Here is a 19233-nt window from a genome sequence, read left to right as displayed (position 1 = left end):
AAAATTTGAAATCACTATAGCTGAAGTGCAAGAGAGTGTAATTGACCCATACAAACAAATATCTTATTAATAAGAAATGGCTCTCAACGACTAAACGGTGAGGGCCACGCTTATTAGCTGGGTTATGTCCCAGCCTCATGAACACTTTATTATTTTCTTGTCTGAAGTTCTGCAAGTATGATTGGGTATGTTTTGTCGATTTTAAATAACCATAATAGAATAACTTTGATGACGCCAAATGCTAAAGGGATATAAAGATTAAGTGCCAATATCATGTGAATCGCTAATGATGATTGTTCGGCAGCACCACCAATATATCCACCAAAGCCAAGAAGCCATCCTATTAAAGCTAAACCAATTCCAGTACCTACTTTAATACCAAAACTCGCTCCGCTATTCACTAACCCTTCTGTCCTGATCCCTGATTTCAATTCTCCATATTCAATCGTATCATTAATCATTGCAAATGTTAGGGCGATGGCAGGCATAATTCCAATTCCAACTAATACATGTCCGGAAAGAAAAATGGTTAAATTTGTTGGGTCAATGAGCTTTATTAGCTGACCTGTTATAAAGATAAATGCTCCGGAAATGGCGATATTTCTTTTCCCGAACTTTTTTACAAAGGGGCCGATAAAAAATACACCTATTAACATTGGTAAAGCTGAAGCAAGACCGATAAACGGAAAATAACGAACATTACCAATAATATACTGGGCATAATACATGGCTGCACCTTGTGTCAGACCAATTGTTGCATAAAAGGTAACACAGTATAAAGTAATAATAAACCAATATTTGTTTTTCATTAATGCTTTAAATCCTGCATTAAACGGGACTTTTTCTATTTCTTTTTTATGAGCAGGGGTAGCAGCTCTTTCTTTCACAAAAAAGAACGTAATATAGAGGGAAGCGACGGTCATCACACCATATATTACGGAAAGAGCCGTCCAGCCAATTGAAGCCGCTAGTGGTTGTGTTAATGTAACAACGATAAGGTTCCCAATCATAATAAATATTCCTGCATATATGTTAGACTGTGATCGACTATGTTGGTGTTGTGTCATTACACCGAGTAATGTTTTATAAGGAATTGAAACGGATGTGTAAATAAAAACGAAAAACAAGTACGTTATATATGCGTAAATGATTTTACCTGTTGCACTAATATCTGGAACCGAAAAAAGCATGACAGTCATAATCCCTAAAGGAACTGACATCCATAATATCCAAGGGCGTGTTTTACCAAATTTTGATTTTGTTTTATCAACAATTGAGCCCATACCAATATCTGTTACACCGTCGAAAAGTCTCGCTATTAGCATTAATGTGCCGACAACACCTGCTGCAATACCAGCTACATCTGTGTAGTAATAAGTTAAAAATGAACTCATTAAACTCCATACAGCAAAAATACCGAAGCTACCTATTCCATAAGTCCACATTTCTTTCTTACTAGGCTTTTCCACATTTAACAGCTTGTTATCGGCTTTATTTAATATCATACTTTTTATCCCCTTTTCTATTAATGAGGCATTGCTTACCGCATTAAAAGTAATAGTATTCATTATGACTTTTGTGAAGGTATATCCACTATCAAAACATAATTGTAAGGGCTTACATTTAACTGCAGTCAAATGAGTCCAGAAAAGAGGTTCATTGACGTAATATGTTATTAAACTTGTTCAAGTAATAGGGCCATTCCTTGCCCGCCTCCTACACAAAGTGCTGCAAGTCCATATCTTTCTTTTCTTCTATTCATTTCATAAATAAGTGACGTAACGATCTTACAGCCAGTTGCACCTAACGGATGACCGAGGGCGATGGCTCCTCCGTTTACATTGACAATTTGTTCATTCAGCTGCAAATTTCTTATGACAGCTAATGCTTGTGCAGCAAAAGCCTCGTTTAACTCAATTAAACCAACCTCAGAGAGGGAAATCCCTGTTTTCTTTAGTAGTTTATTTATTGCTGGAACAGGTCCAATACCCATTATATCGGGTGATACACCAGCTGTTGTCCAATCTGCAATTTTCGCTAACGGCTTCAATTGAAGAGCTCTCGCTTTTTCATGTTTCATTAAAACGATGGCAGCTGCTCCATCATTTCTTCCACATGAATTACCTGGTGTTACCGTCCCATGTTGTTTAAACACGGGCTTTAACTGGTTTAATTTATCAATAGTTGTATCTGGTCTAGGGAATTCATCTACATCGAATGAAACAGTCCCCTTCTTTTCCATCACTTGTACAGGGACGATTTCATCTTTGAACTTTCCACTCTGAATAGCTTCTGCTGCTTTTTTTTGACTTTGAAAGGCAAACTTATCTTGAGCAGACCTAGATATGTCATACCGTTCTGCAACATTTTCGGCTGTTATTCCCATACTTAATTGACTGCTATATATTTCTTGCGGCTGCTGACCATTTTCTAAATTAGAATCTACGAGTGTTGAATTTCCTTCGCCAAAGCGTGATTGTCGTAGATAAATAGGAGCTTGACTCATACTTTCTGTTCCTCCCGCTAACACGATATCCGCTTGATTTGCCCATATTTGCTGGACACCAGAAGTAATTGCCTGCATCCCAGAAGCACAAAGTCGATTGACCGTATACGCCGTTGCAGTTTCTGGAATACCAGCCCGAAGTGCAGCAACACGAGCGACGTTTGATGATTCGGTTGTTTGTCTAACTTCACCTAGAATGACTTCATCCACAAAGTGTGGTGAAATACCCCCCTTCCTTAATACGTTAATTATTACTGTTGCTGCTAGCTGTCCTGAGTTTAGAGATCGTAATGTTCCGCCATATCGACCAACCGCAGTTCGACCAGTACTGACAACGACAACTTCATTATCCAATGATCATCACCCCTTCATCTCGAAAATTTAACTGTACTCCTTACGTAATTGCCTGGAAATAATATTTTTTTGAATTTCAGAAGTCCCTTCATAAATCTTTGTAATTCTAGCATCACGGAAGTATCGTTCAATCGGATAATCGGTTATATATCCTATACCACCATGAATTTGCACCGCTTTATCAGCAACCCGGTTATATACTTCAGAACCGAATAACTTTAACATAGCAGCTTCTTTAATGACTTTTTCATCTTGATCAACCATCCAGGCAACACGATATGTAAAAGAACGAAGTGCTTCAATATCCATCGCTATTTCTGCAATCATATGAGCAACGGCTTGATGTTCAATAATCGGAACGTTGAATTGTTTTCGTTCTTCAACAAACGCCATACATAAATCTAATAGCTTTTGACTTGAGCCAAGATTTCTCGCAGCGAGCCCCGCTCTTCCATTTGCTAATATTTTTAGTGCATTGACATATCCTTGACCTACCTCACCGAGAACATTTTCTACAGGAATCTCGCAATTTTCAAAAAATATTTCTGCTGATTGTGATCCTTTAAGACCCATTTTTTTTCAATGGCACCAACTTGAAATCCTGGAGAGTCTTTTTCAACAATAAAAGATGTGATTCCTTTAGCACCTTTCTCTCGGTCAGTAACAGCCATAACAGTAAACACATCTGCAATTGGCGCATTTGTTATATAATGCTTAGATCCGTTAAGAATATAAGTATCTCCTCTTTTAACTGCAGTTGTTTTTAAATTCGTCGCGTGAGAACCTGCCGAGGGCTCACTTAACGCAAAGGCTCCGAGTTTTTCTCCACTTGCAAGCTGTGGCAAATATTTTTCCTTTTGTTTCTCATTACCCATTTCAACAATACCGACGGTCCCGATCCCGGTATGCGCACCGATTAAAGTTGTAAAGCCGTTATGTGTTTTGCCGAGTTCTTCATAAAGAGCACACTTACCAACCATTCCGATCCCTAAACCTCCATATTCTTCGGGGATACTCAACCCGAATAGACCGAGTTCCTTTGACATTTGTACGATTGAAGAAGGGATTTCATCTGTTTCTTCAATTTGGTTAGCAAATGGATCAACTTCATGCTTAACGAAATCACGTATGTTGCTCTTTAATAATTGAATATCGTTATTCAAATAAAAATCCATCGTTACACCCTCTTTATGTTGAATACGTATAAAAACCTTTGCCTGACTTTCTTCCTAACCTTCCTGCTTTTACATATTTGACTAATAGTGGACATGGACGATATTTTTCACCTAACGTTTGATGTAGATATTCCATATTGTGAAGGCGTGTATCTAAGCCAACTAAATCAGCTAATTCAAGCGGACCCATCGGATGATTCAATCCGAGTTTCATCGCTTTGTCAATGCCTTCAACGGATGAAACACCTTCCATAAGCATTGTCATCGCTTCGTTGCCAATTAGGCAATTCATTCTGCTTACAGCAAATCCAGGAAATTCATTGATCTTTACACACTCTTTATTCATCATTTTCCCAACTTCAAAAATACGGTTGATCGTCTGTTCAGATGTTTCTAAGCCGCAAATCACTTCAATTAACTTCATCTTAGGAACTGGATTGAAGAAATGCATCGCAATACACCGGTCAGGACGATTCGTTTGTGCAGCAATTTCAGTTGGACTCATTGTCGAAGTATTTGTCGCTAATATCGTATGGTTAGGCGTTATTTGATCAAGCTCTTGAAATAATATTGTTTTCAATTCCATTACTTCAGGTATTGCTTCAATGACGAGATCGGTATCTTTTGTGGCTTCTTGCAATTCGGTAGTGAAGGAAATATTTTGTTTCGCGTTGCGAACATCATTTTCGTTCACGGTACTTCGAGCATGACTTTTTTCAATTTGTTCATCAAAATAGGCTCTCGCTTTGTTCAAAGACTCTTCACTTATGTCTTGAATTCGCACGTTGAATCCTGAGATTGCAGCCGTTAAACCAATTCCTTTCCCCATTGTTCCAGACCCTATAACTGTAATCGTTCGAATCACTTTATTCCTCCTTCATTAGATTTTATTTACCATAAAATTGTGGTTTCCGTTTTTCTAGAAAGGCTTTTGTACCTTCTACTTTGTCTTCAGAGGAAAATAAGATTGCTTGAGATAGTTTTTCGACCATGAGTCCGGTTTTTAAATCAGTTTCTGCGCCTAAGTTAATAGATAATTTTGCAAGTTTAACAGCAAGTGGTCCCTTTGCAAGGATTTGCTTAGCTACTTCTTCTGTTTTCTTTTGTAACTGTTCCGGTTCAACTAACTCACTGATGAGACCGATGAGCTCAGCTTCTTTCCCGTCTATTATTTTTCCAGTTAAAATCAATTCCAATGCTTTTCCTTTTCCAACAAGTCTTGTCAACCGTTGTGTACCACCAGCACCTGGGATAATGGACAAATTTAATTCTGGAAGACCAAATTTCGCATTTGTCGATGCAATTCTAATATCACAAGCCATCGCTAATTCACAGCCCCCTCCTAGTGCAAATCCATTTATCATTGCAATTGTCGGCTTTTCATAATTTTCGATTTCGTCATATACTTGTTGCATTCCACCTTTTTTTAAGGCATCAATCATCGTTTTTTGTTGGAGCTGGCCAATATCAGCGCCTGCCGCAAAGGATTTGTCACCAGAGCCGCTAAAAACGACACAGCCTACTTGATCATCTATTTTCAATGAATGTAAAGCATCAACCATTTCGTCCAATGTTTTTTTGTTTAATGCGTTTCGTACTTCAGGTCGATCGATGTAAATGTAAGCTATTTGTCCGCTTCTTTCAATTTGAATGGTTTCGTAAGACATTGGTGTTCTCCCCTTTTATTGAAATTGAACGTTTATGTTTATGAAGTGTACGTATAAAACCCTTTACCAGATTTTCTTCCTAGTTCCCCACGCTTTACTTTATCTTTAATGATTTGTGAAGGCATATCATCTTCATTACCAGATTCATAGTATCTTTGCATCCTAACATTGTAATGAACATCTAAACCGGTTAAATCCATCAATGCAAACGGTCCGATTGGATGATTTAACGCTTTTGTACAAGCAAGGTCAATTTCTTCAGCAGAAGCAATTTCATTTTCTAGTAAAAAAATCGCTTCGTTCATTATTTTTCCGAGAATACGATTTGCGACAAACCCATTGATTTCCTTTTTTAGTAGGATTGGTGTTTTGTTTAAACGTTTCGTTAACTCGACAGTTATATCAGCCGTTTCTCGTGAGGTATGCTCTCCTTGAACAACTTCGACGAGCTCCATCACTAATGCTGGATTGAAAAAATGCATATTACAAACTTTCTCAGGACGGTCTGTTGCTATAGCGATTTGTGAACTGATGATCGATGAGCTATTTGATGATAAAATAGTATGAGATGGTGCTAATTCATCTAATTGTTTAAACAACTGTTGTTTTACATCTAATTTTTCAATAATCGCTTCAATGACGAAGTCTGTATTCTTTACAGCTTCTTCTAGTGAACTTGTAAATTTCAGCTTTTGAAAAGCATCATTTACTTCATTCTCTGTTAATTTTCCCTTTTGTAAACGGCGGTTCATTTGATATGTCAGTGTTTCTTTTGCCTTCGTTAAACTCTTTTCTTGAATGTCTTGTAAGTAGACGTTATATCCAGCTAATGCACATACCATCGCAATTTGAGCCCCCATTGCCCCTGAACCGATGACACCTATGGTTTTGATTTGATCGATGTTCATAGTCATCACTCCTCTTCCTTGTTTTTAACTCTTTCCTTGAATATTCTGTTCTGTTTCTTCTTCAACGAGTTTATACCGCAAAACTTTACCTACTGCTGTTTTCGGAAGCTCCTTCCTAAACGAAATCTGTTTTGGTACTTTATAAGCGGCTAAGCGCTTTGACATCCACGTCATGATATCTCGCTCGGTCATGTGATGATCCTTTTTAAGAACAATGACTGCTTTCACTGTTTCACCGCGATATGGGTCTGGAATGCCAAATACACAAACTTCGTCAATACTTGGGTGTTGATATAACAACTCTTCAATTTCAGCTGGATAAACATTATATCCGCTAGCAATGATTAAATCTTTCTTCCTTCCAACGATAAAGAAATAACCATCGTTATCCATCGTTGCTAAATCTCCTGTATAAAGCCACCCATCTCTAATAGCAATACGATTTTCTTTTTCGTTCTCCCAGTATCCCTTCATCACTTGAGGACCTTTAATAATTAGTTCACCGACTTCCCCTGGAGGTAGTTCAGTTGTACCGGTTGCTTGATCGACAACTTTACTATCAGTATTTGGTAAAGGAATCCCGATACTTCCTTGTTTTTTAATTCCTGTGACCGGATTGCGGTGCGTAATTGGTGCAGTTTCTGAGAGTCCATATCCTTCAACAATGATAGATCCGGTTTTTGATTCGAACTCCTTCATGACTTCAATTGGCATTGGAGCAGATCCGCTATTACATACTTTTAAGGATGATAATATTTCTGGGGTAGAATCAGGGTGTTTTAACAGAGCTAAATACATTGTTGGAACACCAGGAAAAAAAGTAGGTCGATACTTTTTTATGAAGCTTATCGCTTCCTCAATTTGAAAACGCTTCATGCAAATGATCGTTCCTGCTGCAAAAATCGTCAGGTTCATAGCACCTGTCATTCCGTAAACATGAAAAAATGGTATTACACTTAAAATTCGTTCACCAGGTCTTTTAAAAAAGCCATCTGAGAACTCAAAGCTTTGATGAATGTTGGCAATTAAGTTGTAATGCGTAAGCATCACTCCTTTACTACGGCCGGTCGTTCCACCAGTATATTGAATGACAGCAACATCTTCTTTTGCATCGATATTTATATCAGGTAGGTTTATCGTTTTCTCATTTGTTAATAATTCGTAAAAATGATAGACTTGCTCATCCTTTGGTGTTACTTCGTGGGACACATAAATAGTTGTTATACATTTTGAATAAGGAATAGCAGTTAATTTTTTTTGCTGAACATCATTTCCAACAAACCATGTCGATCGTGAATTCGTCAAAAGATACTCTAATTCAGAGACTTGATATAAAGGATTAGCCTGAACGACGATACCGCCCAATCGAAGAGTTGCATAATAGGTGATCATGTATTCAACTGTATTCGGCAGCATTAATGCAACACGATCCCCAGGTTTAAAGCCTAAGCTGTAAAGTGAAGCGGCGAATTGATCGACAGAGTTCTTTAGTTCTTTGTAGGACCACTCTTTTTCCCCATCAATGACGGCTCTTTGATCAGGATAATCTTCTACTGTCCTTTCTAGTACTTGATATAAAGTGGTCGAAGGAATTTCAATCATTTCGGAAACGGTTTCAGGGTAAAAATTTAGCCATCTTTTCTTATTCACAATTTAACCTCCCTATACTTCGTCTAAAACATGACGTGCTACGATCATTCTTTGAATCTCGTTCGTTCCTTCGTATATTTTCGTTATCCGTGCATCGCGATAAAACCGCTCAATGGGATAATCAGCTACATATCCCATTCCACCATGTATTTGTACAGCATGATCGGCGACTTTATTAAAGACTTCTGTTGCATTCATTTTTGCCATGGATGCTTCTTTTATTGCCTTCTTACCGCTATCGATTAATTGAGCGGCTAAAAACGTTAGTTGTCTAGCAGCTTCTGTTTCCGTCGCCATATTTGCGAGCATCCATTGAATGGCTTGGTTATTCGCGATAGGTTTTCCAAACTGGATCCGATCTTTCGCATATTTAGCAGACATCTCAATTAATTTATTCGCAGATCCTACAGAGCGGGCGGCCAGTCCAACACGTCCTTCACCTAAAATCGTTAGAGCAGAGATGTAGCCCATCCCAACCTCTCCAATCACGTTTTCTTCTGGCACTTCACAATCTTCAAAAATCACTTGCGATGTATATGATCCTCTTAACCCCATTTTTTTGTCTTTGGCACCTATAAACAGTCCCGGATAGTTTTTCTCAATTAAAAATGCAGTTATACCTCCTTTTGCCCCTTTCTCTTTATCTGTTACTGCAAAAACAGTAAATAAATCAGCAATAGGTGCATTCGTTATAAAATGTTTCGAACCATTAATAATCCACTTATCTCCTTTTTTCACAGCAGTAGTAGCTAGATTCGTAGCATCTGAACCGGCTCCAGGTTCTGATAAAGCAAAACAGGCAATTTTCTCACCAGCAGCCATTTCAGGAAGATATTTTTGTTTTAATGATTCGGATGCCAGCTTTACTAATCCAGTACTCCCAATACCGGTATGTGCACTGATTAGTGATACGTATCCATTATGTGTATGACCAAGCTGTTCTAATACGACGGTTTTACTTAAGGTGTTTAAACCTATGCCACCATACTTTTCAGGGATACTCATTCCGAACAAACCAAGTTTTTTCGCTTTATTAATTAAATGTGGCGGAATACAGTCATCTTCTTCAATTTGTTGTGCAAAAGGTTCGATTTCTTTTTCTACAAATTGTTTAATCATATTCTTCATTTGTGTCATTTCATCCGTCATTACGGACATTTGACCACCTCACGTTTTCCTTTGTCTGTTTTTTGAAATCCCTGCTCACTTAACGACAAGGACTTTCTCAATGATTAGTTGTAATGTTTATGGTTTTTTCTGAATGTCTTGTATCAAACCTATTGCATAGAAAATGGGTCTTTTATTGATGGACTTTATCAAATGATCAATTTAATCGTTCTTTTCAATCATTCTTGAAATAACTAACCGTTGAATCTCGGCAGTCCCTTCCCATATTTGATATATTTTTGCATCACGCAGCCATTTTTCAACTGGATATTCTCTACTGTATCCGTAGCCGCCCATAATTTGGATGGCCTCAAGAGCCGTTTTCACAGCTGTATCTCCCGCATATAATTTCGCCATACTTCCTTCGCCACGTTTGAAAGGTTGATCGTTTTGGACAAGCCAACCTGCTCTCCAAAGTAATAAACGTGATGCATCAATTTCTGTCGCCATATCGGCCAATTTAAAAGAAATCGCTTGATTTTTAATAATCGGTTTTCCAAATTGCTTACGTTCCCTTGCGTAATCTAGAGCGTATTCATAAGCTGCTCTAGCGATCCCTAAAGCAGCTGCACCTACAGAAGGCCTAGTTGCTTCTAGCATTTTTAAAGCGGCTAAACCACTTATGTGCGTTGGATCACCAGGCTCGCCCCCTAACCTGTTTTCTAAAGGAATTCGACAGTCTTCTAAGATAACTTGAGCTGTATGTGAGGCACGAACCCCCATTTTTACCTCTTTTTTGCCCATTTTTAATCCTGGTGTATCTTTATCAATAATGAAAGCTGCAATTCCTTCCCATCCTTTTTCTTTATCTGTTTGGGCAAAAATAACATGGACATCAGCAATCCCACCATTTGTAATAAATTGCTTCGTTCCATTAAGAACGTATTCATTTCCATCTCGGACTGCTGTCGTTTTCATAGACGATACATCAGAACCAGCGCTCGGTTCGGTAAGTCCCATTGCCCCTAACCGCGGATGATCTTGGTCACAAAACAAAGGAATATATTTTTTCTTTTGCTCCTCAGTTCCTGCAACCATAATTCCGGTTGCTGCAAGGCCGGTGCCGTTTATTGCTGTCCCAATACCGGCACAACCCCAGTATATTTCTTCGGTCATAAGTAACGAGGTAACTGGATCGGTTATTCCTAAACCACCATATTCAGTTGGGTAGCGATAAGATGTTAATCCTAGTTTTGCGGCTTTCTTAATCACATCCCAAGGAATTTCCTCGGTTTCGTCGTAAATATGCGCAACTGGTCTAATTTCGTTTCTGGCAAAATCTTTAGCGAGTTTTTGGAATTCCAGCTGCTCATTAGTTAAAGAAAAATCGATCGTCATACATCAGTCCTCCAAAATTAATAGTAAAAAATATATTTATTTTTCCTGTTTAACTTTAAATGCAAATGTCATGCCAAAATAAAAAAGCGCTAATAAAAGCGCTTCCATATTAAAGAAAATAAAATAATTCAATAATGAATGAAAATGACGTAAGTAGCGATACAAAATTGAATTATAATACAATTTTGTATTATTACTTTTTCAAATTGTATTTTTGTAGTTTTCTTACAATAGTAGCCTGACTTGTTTGCAGGTGTTTTGCTATTTTATAAGTTGACTTCCATCTTTTTAGTGCTTCTCTGAGCAATTTCTTTTCTGTGTGTTCAACGGCTTCGTTTAAAGGCACGATTTTAGTCTTTTCTAGTTCATACTCAGAAAGGAAGTCTGTCCGATATTCTTCTGGTAAGTCCGAGATCGTAATGATTTTTGTAGGGATTGTAAGCAACAGTCGTTCAACTAAATTTGATAGCTCACGGACATTCCCAGGCCAATCGTAATCGTAAAAAAATTCTTTCAGTTCCTTGTCAAAACTCTTTTGTATGTCATATTTTTCTGTATATTCATTTAAAAAATATTGAATAAGCGGTAGTATATCGTCTCTTCTTTCTCGTAAAGGAGGAATAGAAACAGGAACAACATTCAAACGGTAGTACAAATCTTCTCTAAATGTTCCTTTCTTGACCATCTTTTTTAAGTCCTTATTAGTAGCTGCAATGATACGAACGTCGACTTTTTTTACACGCGTGCCGCCAATTCGTTGAATTTCTTTTTCCTGAAGAACACGAAGCAGCTTTACTTGGAGTGTCAACGATAGCTCTCCAACCTCATCTAAAAATAAAAAACCACTGTCTGCTATTTCAAACATTCCTGGTTTTCCATTACGGCTTGCACCAGAAAATGCACCGCTTTCATATCCAAATAACTCTGATTCAAGTAAATCCTTCGGAATAGCACCGCAATTGACTTTAATCAATTTTCCTTTATCATAACGGTCGCTAACACGGTAAAGGTGCCGAGCGAATACATCTTTTCCGACTCCCGTTTCACCTAATATTAAGATGGTTGTATCAACATTTGCAAGACGTTCAGCAACTTGAAATAGTTCTTGCATTTTATCACTCTTTAAGATGATATCTGGATCATCGTTTTTATGTGCTTTTAATCGCTCAAGCTCATGTTTATACTTGTCATTTAACTTTTGAACTTTACATAATTCCTTATGTAATTGGTTTAGTTCAGTAAGATCCCGAATATTTGTGACAATTTTTTCAATTTCTCCTTCCTCATTAAATATAGGACTTCCAGTTAACAATGTTTCCTTTTGGTTATGGTTCATTTGAATAAGCGAAACACTTTCTTTTTGCTCAAGCACCTTTAGTGTCACCGATTCTTTTAAAATACCACGACGTAATAAATCGTTTATATTTTTTCCTATATAATAATCCTTTGGTATACCTGTAATTCTTTCAATAGCAGAGTTAGCTTTTAATGTATTTCCTTCATTGTCTGTAATATAAAAGCCATCATAAGAACTTTCAATGATCGCATCTAATTCTCTGTTATATTTATCTAATTCTTGAACCTTTTCAATTAAATGAAAGTAATGTTCACCATTAAATAAAAGGTAAAAATGTTTTGATTCCATTTTTAAACGAATAAGCAAATGTTTTTCATCTTTATAAGAGCCTAAATAAAAATTGCCGCTTTTCTCGAATGTATCAAAAAGGCGATCAAAAGATACACCTTTAGCAATTGGAGAGGTTTTAATATGTTCAGCATGTTCGTTGAAATCAATAACAACGAGCTCCTCGTTAGTAATAATAATAGGCAGAGGAAACGTTACAGCTTCCTGAGTTCGTATATTCATCGAATCACTCTCCATTTCATATTTCCAGTACAATCTTATTCTTCGATGAAATAAGCTCATTTCCTCTTTTAGATGGATGATCATTCATTCCTTGACGGTGAGAACATTCCTTTTAACAACAAAATTTATTACTTGATTCGAACCATGTCTTATGGATGCACATATGATATTACAAATCAATAGAAAGGAGGTAATGTCTGATGTCATTCGCTCTTTCGGGATTTATGCTTTATACGATGTGGGTAGTACTCGCAGCTATTGGGGTTAACTTTTTATTAGGGATCATTAATTCTTTCCGACAAAACACGTTCGCATTATCTAATTTAGCTGAATTTTTAAATGGTATTCTTTACTCCGTTTTTCCGTTATTTATATTAGTTAATTTAATGACCTTAGATCCTACAAGCTGGCTATTTTTAACAGCCTATTATATCGGAGCAGTCGGTGTGATTTTTAAATATTTGTATGAGATTCAAGAGAAGTTATAATTTTTCCCTAACTTTTGAACAACCTCTACAATAGATGAAATTGAGTGGCTGTCCTAAAATCTACGATACGTATGTTACGATCAACCATTGGTGATCATTGAACTTTCTTCTTTTTAGGAGAGCCTTTTTCTAGCTATTCGTTCCGTTTTAGCAAGCCCTCAATCCTTTATTAATGGAGTGAAGGCTCACTTTTTTGAATACTTATTGAATTTTTATCTCGTAAATTGCTTTTTCTGTATCAATGATCATACTATTTTGTTGTTCGGTTATTGAAATGTCACCGATAAGAGGAATTTCAAAAACACTTTGAGGTAATGCTACATAACCACGTTCACTTTGAATTTGACCATCCCCTTGGAGAATTAACTCTTGATCTGCTAAATAATCATCACGGTCATGACGTTCAATTTTGCGTACGGATATGCCTTGTAAAAAAAGCTGTATTTGGTCCTCGTCAATCATTTCTAGTTTTCCAGTACTCCGTTCTTGTTTAGAGATTTGTAATGTATGTTGCTTATTATTTTCTAACCATGTAGTTAATTGTTGAATTGATTGATTCATCGTCACCATCCCTCGTTTTCTTTGCCGTCACTATGTAATGTTTCCACAAAAAAATGAATCATTCCACTAAAATGAATGTGAAGGAGAACCTCGTGATTGAAACAAGTGCACTAAAAGGAGATCGCTCCCCGTCTTTCATTATTATTTATCTCGTAAGAAAAGCACTTGTAACCAATCGGTGATTACAAGTGCTCTGTCTTTACATCATTTGTTTATTTGATTTACTGCTTGAGTTAGTGTATTCGTAATGAATTCTAAATCTTCCTCTGTAATGCACAATGGCGGTGCAACGGTTATAACATTCGTATAACCTGCAACAGTAGCTCCATTCTTTCCTATAATTAATTTGTTATTCTTACAATGAGCAATGACTTTATTCATCACACTTTCATGAATTGGTTCTTTTGTTTTTTTATCTGAAACAAGTTCTATCCCTAATAATAACCCTTTCCCACGCACATCTCCTACATTGGGATGGTTTTGTAATCTTACCGTTAATTCCGATTTAAGTTGTTCACCTAATATTTTTGAGCGATCATACAAGTTTTCCTCTTCCATCAATTCGAGGTTTTTCAATGCTAGTGCACACGAAGCAGGACTGCCGCCGAATGTGTTCACGTGACGAAGATAGTCGTATTCTTCAGAACCTTTAAACGCGTCATATATTTCTTTACGCACGGCAGTTGCTGATAATGGAAGATATGCACTCGTAATTCCTTTAGCCATCGTAATAATATCTGGTTTTACGTCATAATTCATAAAGCCAAATGGTTTCCCGGTACGGCCAAATCCACAAATGACTTCATCTACAATAAGCAACGCCCCATGCCTCTCACATACTTGTTTTGCTGCTGACATATAGTTATCTGGTGGCAATAAAACACCTCCGCCAGTAATAATAGGCTCCATAATGAATCCGGCAATCGTTTCACTTAATTCCCATGTCATTACTTGGTCAATCTCCTTCACAGATTGAAGGTCTTCGGCTTTCGTGTCAAGTTGTTCGTTAGACCGATATAAGTCCGGGGGCGCGACATGGATAAATCCAGGTGCTAGCGGTTCATATCTATATTTTCGTTGAGCTTGCCCTGTTGCAGCAAGGGAACCGAGCGTATTACCGTGATAAGACCGATACCTTGAGATAAACTTATACCTGCTATGCTCTCCCTTTTGTTGATAATATTGCCTGGCGATTTTAAAAGCTGTTTCGTTCGCTTCAGAACCGCTGTTAGAGAAATATATAACATACTCATCGCCCAGCATTTCATTTATCTTTTCCCCTAATTTAATGGCAGGCAAATGACTTTGTGTTAACGGAAAATAAGCTAACTCTTTTAATTGTTTATAGGCTGCCTCTGCTAATTCATGACGCCCATATCCAATATTCACACACCAAAGTCCTGACATAGCATCTAAATATTTTTCATCATTAATATCAGTTACCCAAGCCCCTTCCGCTTCTTTCACAACCATTGTGGAGTCTGGATTATATGGTTTCATTGAATGCCATATATATCGATTATCCTTGTTCAAGGAAGATTGATGATGTTCAATTTTTTCCATATGAAAACCTCCTACCCTTCCGACTTTTAAAAGTCAAATCTTGACGTAATCATTTTCTTTCGTGTATAAAAATTAACACCGTCTTTACCATTTACATGGAGATCTCCGTAGAAGGAATCTTTCCAGCCTGAAAAAGGGAAAAAAGCCATCGTTGCAGGAACTCCAACGTTAATCCCAAGCATGCCCGCATCAGCTTCTTCTCTAAACTGACGTACTGCATTTGCATCTTTTGTATAAATGGTAGCACCGTTTCCGAATCGTGATTGACGGATATACTCAAGACCTTCATCTAAATCTTTTGCTCTTAATAAGCTAAGGACAGGTGCAAAGATTTCATCTTTTGCAATTGTCATATTAGGTGTTACATGATCAAAAATCGTCGGTCCTAAATAGTTCCCTTGTTTATATTCGTCCATCTCAATACGGCCATCGCGAATAAGGGAAGCTCCTTCTTTAACTCCGGCTTTAATATAATCTAACGTTCGTTCTCTATGGGTTTTTCTTATTACGGGCGTTAGGAGGACATCATCATCTAACCCATTCCCAATTGTGAGTTCATCCGCTTTTTCTTTTAATTGATTGACAAACTCATCTCCGGCACCGACTACAACAACAGCACTGCATGCCATACAACGTTGGCCAGCACTACCATATGTGGAGCTAATAATATGTTGAACGGCCTTTTCCATATTTGCATCAGGCATTACGATGTGATGATTTTTAGCTCCAGCGAGCGCTTGAACTCTTTTACCATTTGCGGCAGCTCGTTCATACACATACTTTGCAACTGGTTGCGAGCCAACGAATGAGACTGCTTTAATATCATTGTGATCTAACAAACCGTTTACGACTTCGTGAGCACCATGTACGACATTTAATGTTCCGTCTGGGGCACCTGCTTCTGTAAATAATTCAGCAAGTTTATTAGCAAGTAACGGAGTTCGTTCTGACGGTTTTAATACAAACGTATTTCCACAAGCGATAGCAAGCGGGAACATCCATAGAGGAACCATCATAGGAAAATTAAATGGAGCGATCCCTCCGACAACACCTAATGGATACCGGAACATTTCAGAGTCGATTCCTTCAGCAATTCCTGATAACGTCTCTCCCATCATTAATGTCGGAGTGCCAGCAGCAAACTCGACACATTCAATTCCCCGTTGCACTTCACCGTAAGCTTCTTTGTATGCTTTTCCGTTTTCTTGTACGATAAGCTTAGCAATTTCTTCATGGCTTTCAGTTAATAAATAATGATACGTATATAATATTCGTGCTCGTTTAGGAACTGGTACGTCTTTCCACGTTTTAAAGGCTTTGTTTGCAGCTTTCACAGCTTCATCGACGTCTTCTTTTGATGAAATCGGAACGTACGCTAATATTTCTCCAGTTGCTGGATTGGGAATTTCTAATGACTCTTTTGACGTTGAATGAACCCATTGGCCGTTAATATAGTTCTTTAATATGTTCGTTTCGTTTTTTATAACTGACATGTAATACCTCCTTAGTTGATTCGGAATATTCACACATTTCATCCTTGTATTTATTATGTATGAATTGTCATCCTGTTTCATTAGACACAATGTAAAACTAATCAGATTGTAAGTTCTACATTATGAACAACACGATTTCCTCATGCGAAAATATGTCACAAAAAAGAGGATGTCCTCTTTGGGACAACCTCGGGCAAAAAATTATTGAGTAGTATGATTTTGCTTTTCTTTCATTTTTATTAAATAATCATAGGCGACCGTCATTAATTCAAGAATAATTCTATTTTCTGGCTGCATAAATTTTTCTCCAAGCAGTTTTTCTAACTTATCTATTCTGTGATATAACGTTTGCCGTACGATAAATAATTTTTTCGCCGTTTCTTGTTTTGAACCGTTACAAGCTAAATACGCTTTTAACGTTTCTAATAATGCACCGTTATATTTTTTGTCATATTCTATGACGGGTTTTAAACTTTCCATCACCATTTCATTTAAATCTGTATGTTTATTCATTATCGTAATAATTCGATATAATTGTAATTCATCATAGTAATAACTTTTACTTTCCTCAGGTACATTTTTTTGTATGAATAACGTTTCCTTTGCCGTCTGATAACTTTTATCGAGCTCATTTAATTTGTTAACATATTTACCAACTCCAAATGATAAGGAATTTACATTCAATTTTCCCGAGCGATCCGTTTTTATTTTTGAGAACCCTTTTTGCATTCTTTCTTTCCAATTTGGAAGAGATCTTTGGTTCACTAATATAAAGATCAATTGATTTCTTATCTCGGCAGTATAAATATAAAATCCATGTTGTTCAAATGCTGTTCTGAAAAGTAGTTTGAAATAGGTAAGGTCCATATTTTTCGCTTTAAAACTTGAATGGAACTTACAGACGCAAACAATACCTCCATAAACACGTATATCAGATTGGTGGTATGAAATAAAATCAATAATATCCTGCTCAGTATGGCGGCCATCAAGCCAGTCGACCATCCATTCATTTTCCTCCATCCGTTTTTTTTCTTCTATAAACAGGTTACGCAAAAAGTGTTGAGCAAGTGCAGTTGATGTACGATCCAGCAATAAATAATCATAATCGGTAATTTCTCTTGTTTCACTTACAACTATTAATTCTGCATACTTATTGCCCAAAATTTGTACCGTTTGTTTTGCTACTTGCTGACTAGATGATGTGACGCTCCCCTTAAGTATATCGGTAATCTTTTTTTTCTTCTCTTCTAGCAGGTCAGGAAACAACATCCTTTCATTTTCATTGAATTGGACGATAATTTGTAAGTCTAAATATTTTTGAAGGAATTTTAGAATGTCTTCATAATCATTAATTTCAAGTAATTTTTTGTTTAATTGCTGTGAATAGCTTTCTAAATCAGAAATCATTTTGTACTGCCTATTAATGAGTAGTGAGTGAATATCTTGTGTAATTTCTACAAAAGGCACTTCTTTGTTGAAAATAATGATAGGAAACTTATGCTTATTTGCTTTCTGAATAATTTCAGGAGGGACACTTGACGTATTTGTCCCCATTTCTAAACATAAGCCAGACGCATTGCTTTCGATTAATTGTTCAATGAGTGACATAAATAAGTGCTTGTCTTTTTTCCAGCCTAGTCCGGTTGTTAAAATAAGTTCATAACCGTTTAACAATTTTTTAATTTGAATGACTTCGACGACATGAACCCACTTGACCTGTTTGTTTAACCCTTTTGCACCTGCTATGACTTCAATACTTTCAAAGTGTTTCCGGTGCAGTATTTCACGTATGGTTAAATAAGATTCCATCATAAAGCACCTCTTCTATCTCTTAGCACGGAAGAGAACTCATTTTTTAATCACTTATATTTATTATAGTATGGAAATGGATTTCAGTTAAGAAAATTATGACAATTCACCAAATGTATTTATGAATAAAACCTGAATCCGTCCTGTGGCCGCTGCGCTGGATGATTAACTTTCGATGACATGAGATCCGCTATTTGTGAACAAAACAGCACTCTTCCAAAGTTAGCGGACATCAGGTTCGCTATTGCTTAAAAATAGCCTTCATTTCGCTAATTTTGATGGTAATAAGGGATCTCATGGCCGCTAAATTGATAAAATGGCTCAAATTTATCAAATAAGGGATCATGTGGCCGCTTGCTTTCATGACCAAGATAAAACTAGCACCTGTGAAATAAATAAACAGGGGTACACCCCCTGTTTTAAAAAATTGATATAGATGATTTACGAGTTTTGTTTAATCATTAATGTGGAAAAATACTTCCTAGCATCAGCGTTCAATATATGCAATGTTTCAGTCTGGTTTTCTCCGTTTTTATTTAATTCGAACTCGACAAAGGCACCACTTAAGTTTTCTATTACGGACTTAATCGAATAGCCCTGTTCAATTAAATGATCAATTTTATCCCTTTCATTTAAAAATTGTTGATATTCAGCCATTTACATGCTCCCCCTATTCAGATTTATATA

The 19233-nt window shown here is 36.9% G+C and carries 15 protein-coding genes and 1 pseudogene; 1 reads left to right on the top strand and 15 read right to left on the bottom strand.

The genetic code is table 11. The annotated features are described in order from the left end of the window. Positions 1–149: 149 nt before the first annotated feature. The 10 genes and pseudogenes from CD001_RS17285 to CD001_RS17240 form a co-directional block, all read right to left on the bottom strand. A complete protein-coding gene (locus CD001_RS17285; RefSeq protein WP_096188864.1) occupies positions 150–1505 on the bottom strand; it encodes an MFS transporter in 1356 nt (451 codons plus the stop codon). 170 nt (positions 1506–1675) lie between these two features. Further along, positions 1676–2860, bottom strand: coding sequence for a thiolase family protein (locus CD001_RS17280; RefSeq protein WP_096188863.1), 1185 nt, complete (start codon positions 2858–2860; stop codon positions 1676–1678). A gap of 27 nt (positions 2861–2887) precedes the next feature. Continuing rightward, positions 2888–4035 (bottom strand): annotated as a pseudogene (locus CD001_RS17275) (acyl-CoA dehydrogenase family protein). Positions 4036–4048: 13 nt separating this feature from the next. Continuing rightward, complete coding sequence (locus CD001_RS17270) at positions 4049–4897, bottom strand: 3-hydroxyacyl-CoA dehydrogenase family protein (RefSeq protein ID WP_096190660.1); 849 nt, start codon at positions 4895–4897, stop codon at positions 4049–4051. Between the two features lie 25 nt (positions 4898–4922). Then, a complete protein-coding gene (locus CD001_RS17265) occupies positions 4923–5702 on the bottom strand; it encodes an enoyl-CoA hydratase/isomerase family protein (protein WP_096188862.1) in 780 nt (259 codons plus the stop codon). Between the two features lie 38 nt (positions 5703–5740). Next, positions 5741–6610 carry a 3-hydroxyacyl-CoA dehydrogenase family protein gene (locus tag CD001_RS17260; RefSeq protein ID WP_096188861.1) on the bottom strand — a complete coding sequence of 290 codons (870 nt, stop codon included), beginning with the start codon at positions 6608–6610 and terminating at the stop codon, positions 5741–5743. A 24-nt stretch (positions 6611–6634) separates the two neighbouring features. After that, positions 6635–8260, bottom strand: a complete 1626-nt coding sequence (locus CD001_RS17255) for a long-chain-fatty-acid--CoA ligase (protein ID WP_096188860.1) — start codon at positions 8258–8260, stop codon at positions 6635–6637. A 12-nt stretch (positions 8261–8272) separates the two neighbouring features. Then, positions 8273–9418 (bottom strand): acyl-CoA dehydrogenase family protein, encoded by a 1146-nt coding sequence (locus tag CD001_RS17250; RefSeq protein ID WP_096188859.1) that lies wholly within the window; start codon positions 9416–9418, stop codon positions 8273–8275. A 171-nt stretch (positions 9419–9589) separates the two neighbouring features. Next, positions 9590–10759 carry an acyl-CoA dehydrogenase family protein gene (locus CD001_RS17245; protein ID WP_096190659.1) on the bottom strand — a complete coding sequence of 390 codons (1170 nt, stop codon included), beginning with the start codon at positions 10757–10759 and terminating at the stop codon, positions 9590–9592. A gap of 199 nt (positions 10760–10958) precedes the next feature. Beyond that, positions 10959–12632, bottom strand: coding sequence for a sigma-54 interaction domain-containing protein (locus CD001_RS17240; RefSeq protein WP_096188858.1), 1674 nt, complete (start codon positions 12630–12632; stop codon positions 10959–10961). A gap of 200 nt (positions 12633–12832) precedes the next feature. Here CD001_RS17240 and CD001_RS17235 point away from each other — a divergent pair, with 200 nt between their 5' ends. Beyond that, positions 12833–13120 (top strand): hypothetical protein, encoded by a 288-nt coding sequence (locus CD001_RS17235; RefSeq protein WP_096188857.1) that lies wholly within the window; start codon positions 12833–12835, stop codon positions 13118–13120. A 201-nt stretch (positions 13121–13321) separates the two neighbouring features. Here the strand turns inward: CD001_RS17235 and CD001_RS17230 are convergent, their stop codons facing one another. The 5 genes from CD001_RS17230 to CD001_RS17210 all read right to left on the bottom strand — a co-directional run bounded on the left by CD001_RS17230 (position 13322) and on the right by CD001_RS17210 (position 19203). Next, positions 13322–13681 (bottom strand): hypothetical protein, encoded by a 360-nt coding sequence (locus tag CD001_RS17230; protein ID WP_096188856.1) that lies wholly within the window; start codon positions 13679–13681, stop codon positions 13322–13324. A 204-nt stretch (positions 13682–13885) separates the two neighbouring features. After that, positions 13886–15244, bottom strand: a complete 1359-nt coding sequence (locus tag CD001_RS17225) for an aspartate aminotransferase family protein (protein WP_096188855.1) — start codon at positions 15242–15244, stop codon at positions 13886–13888. Positions 15245–15270: 26 nt separating this feature from the next. After that, entirely contained in the window at positions 15271–16737 is a 1467-nt protein-coding gene (locus tag CD001_RS17220) for a CoA-acylating methylmalonate-semialdehyde dehydrogenase (protein ID WP_096188854.1), read from the bottom strand. A gap of 201 nt (positions 16738–16938) precedes the next feature. Beyond that, a complete protein-coding gene (locus CD001_RS17215; protein WP_096188853.1) occupies positions 16939–18549 on the bottom strand; it encodes a PucR family transcriptional regulator in 1611 nt (536 codons plus the stop codon). A 438-nt stretch (positions 18550–18987) separates the two neighbouring features. Further along, positions 18988–19203, bottom strand: a complete 216-nt coding sequence (locus CD001_RS17210; RefSeq protein ID WP_096188852.1) for a hypothetical protein — start codon at positions 19201–19203, stop codon at positions 18988–18990. Positions 19204–19233: the final 30 nt, after the last annotated feature.

Source organism: Evansella halocellulosilytica (genome assembly GCF_002335745.1).
Taxonomy (GTDB): Bacteria; Bacillota; Bacilli; order Bacillales; family Salisediminibacteriaceae; genus Bacillus_CA; species Bacillus_CA halocellulosilytica.
Note: the sequence above shows the minus strand (reverse complement) of the source record. Positions and strands in the feature narration are given on the sequence as shown.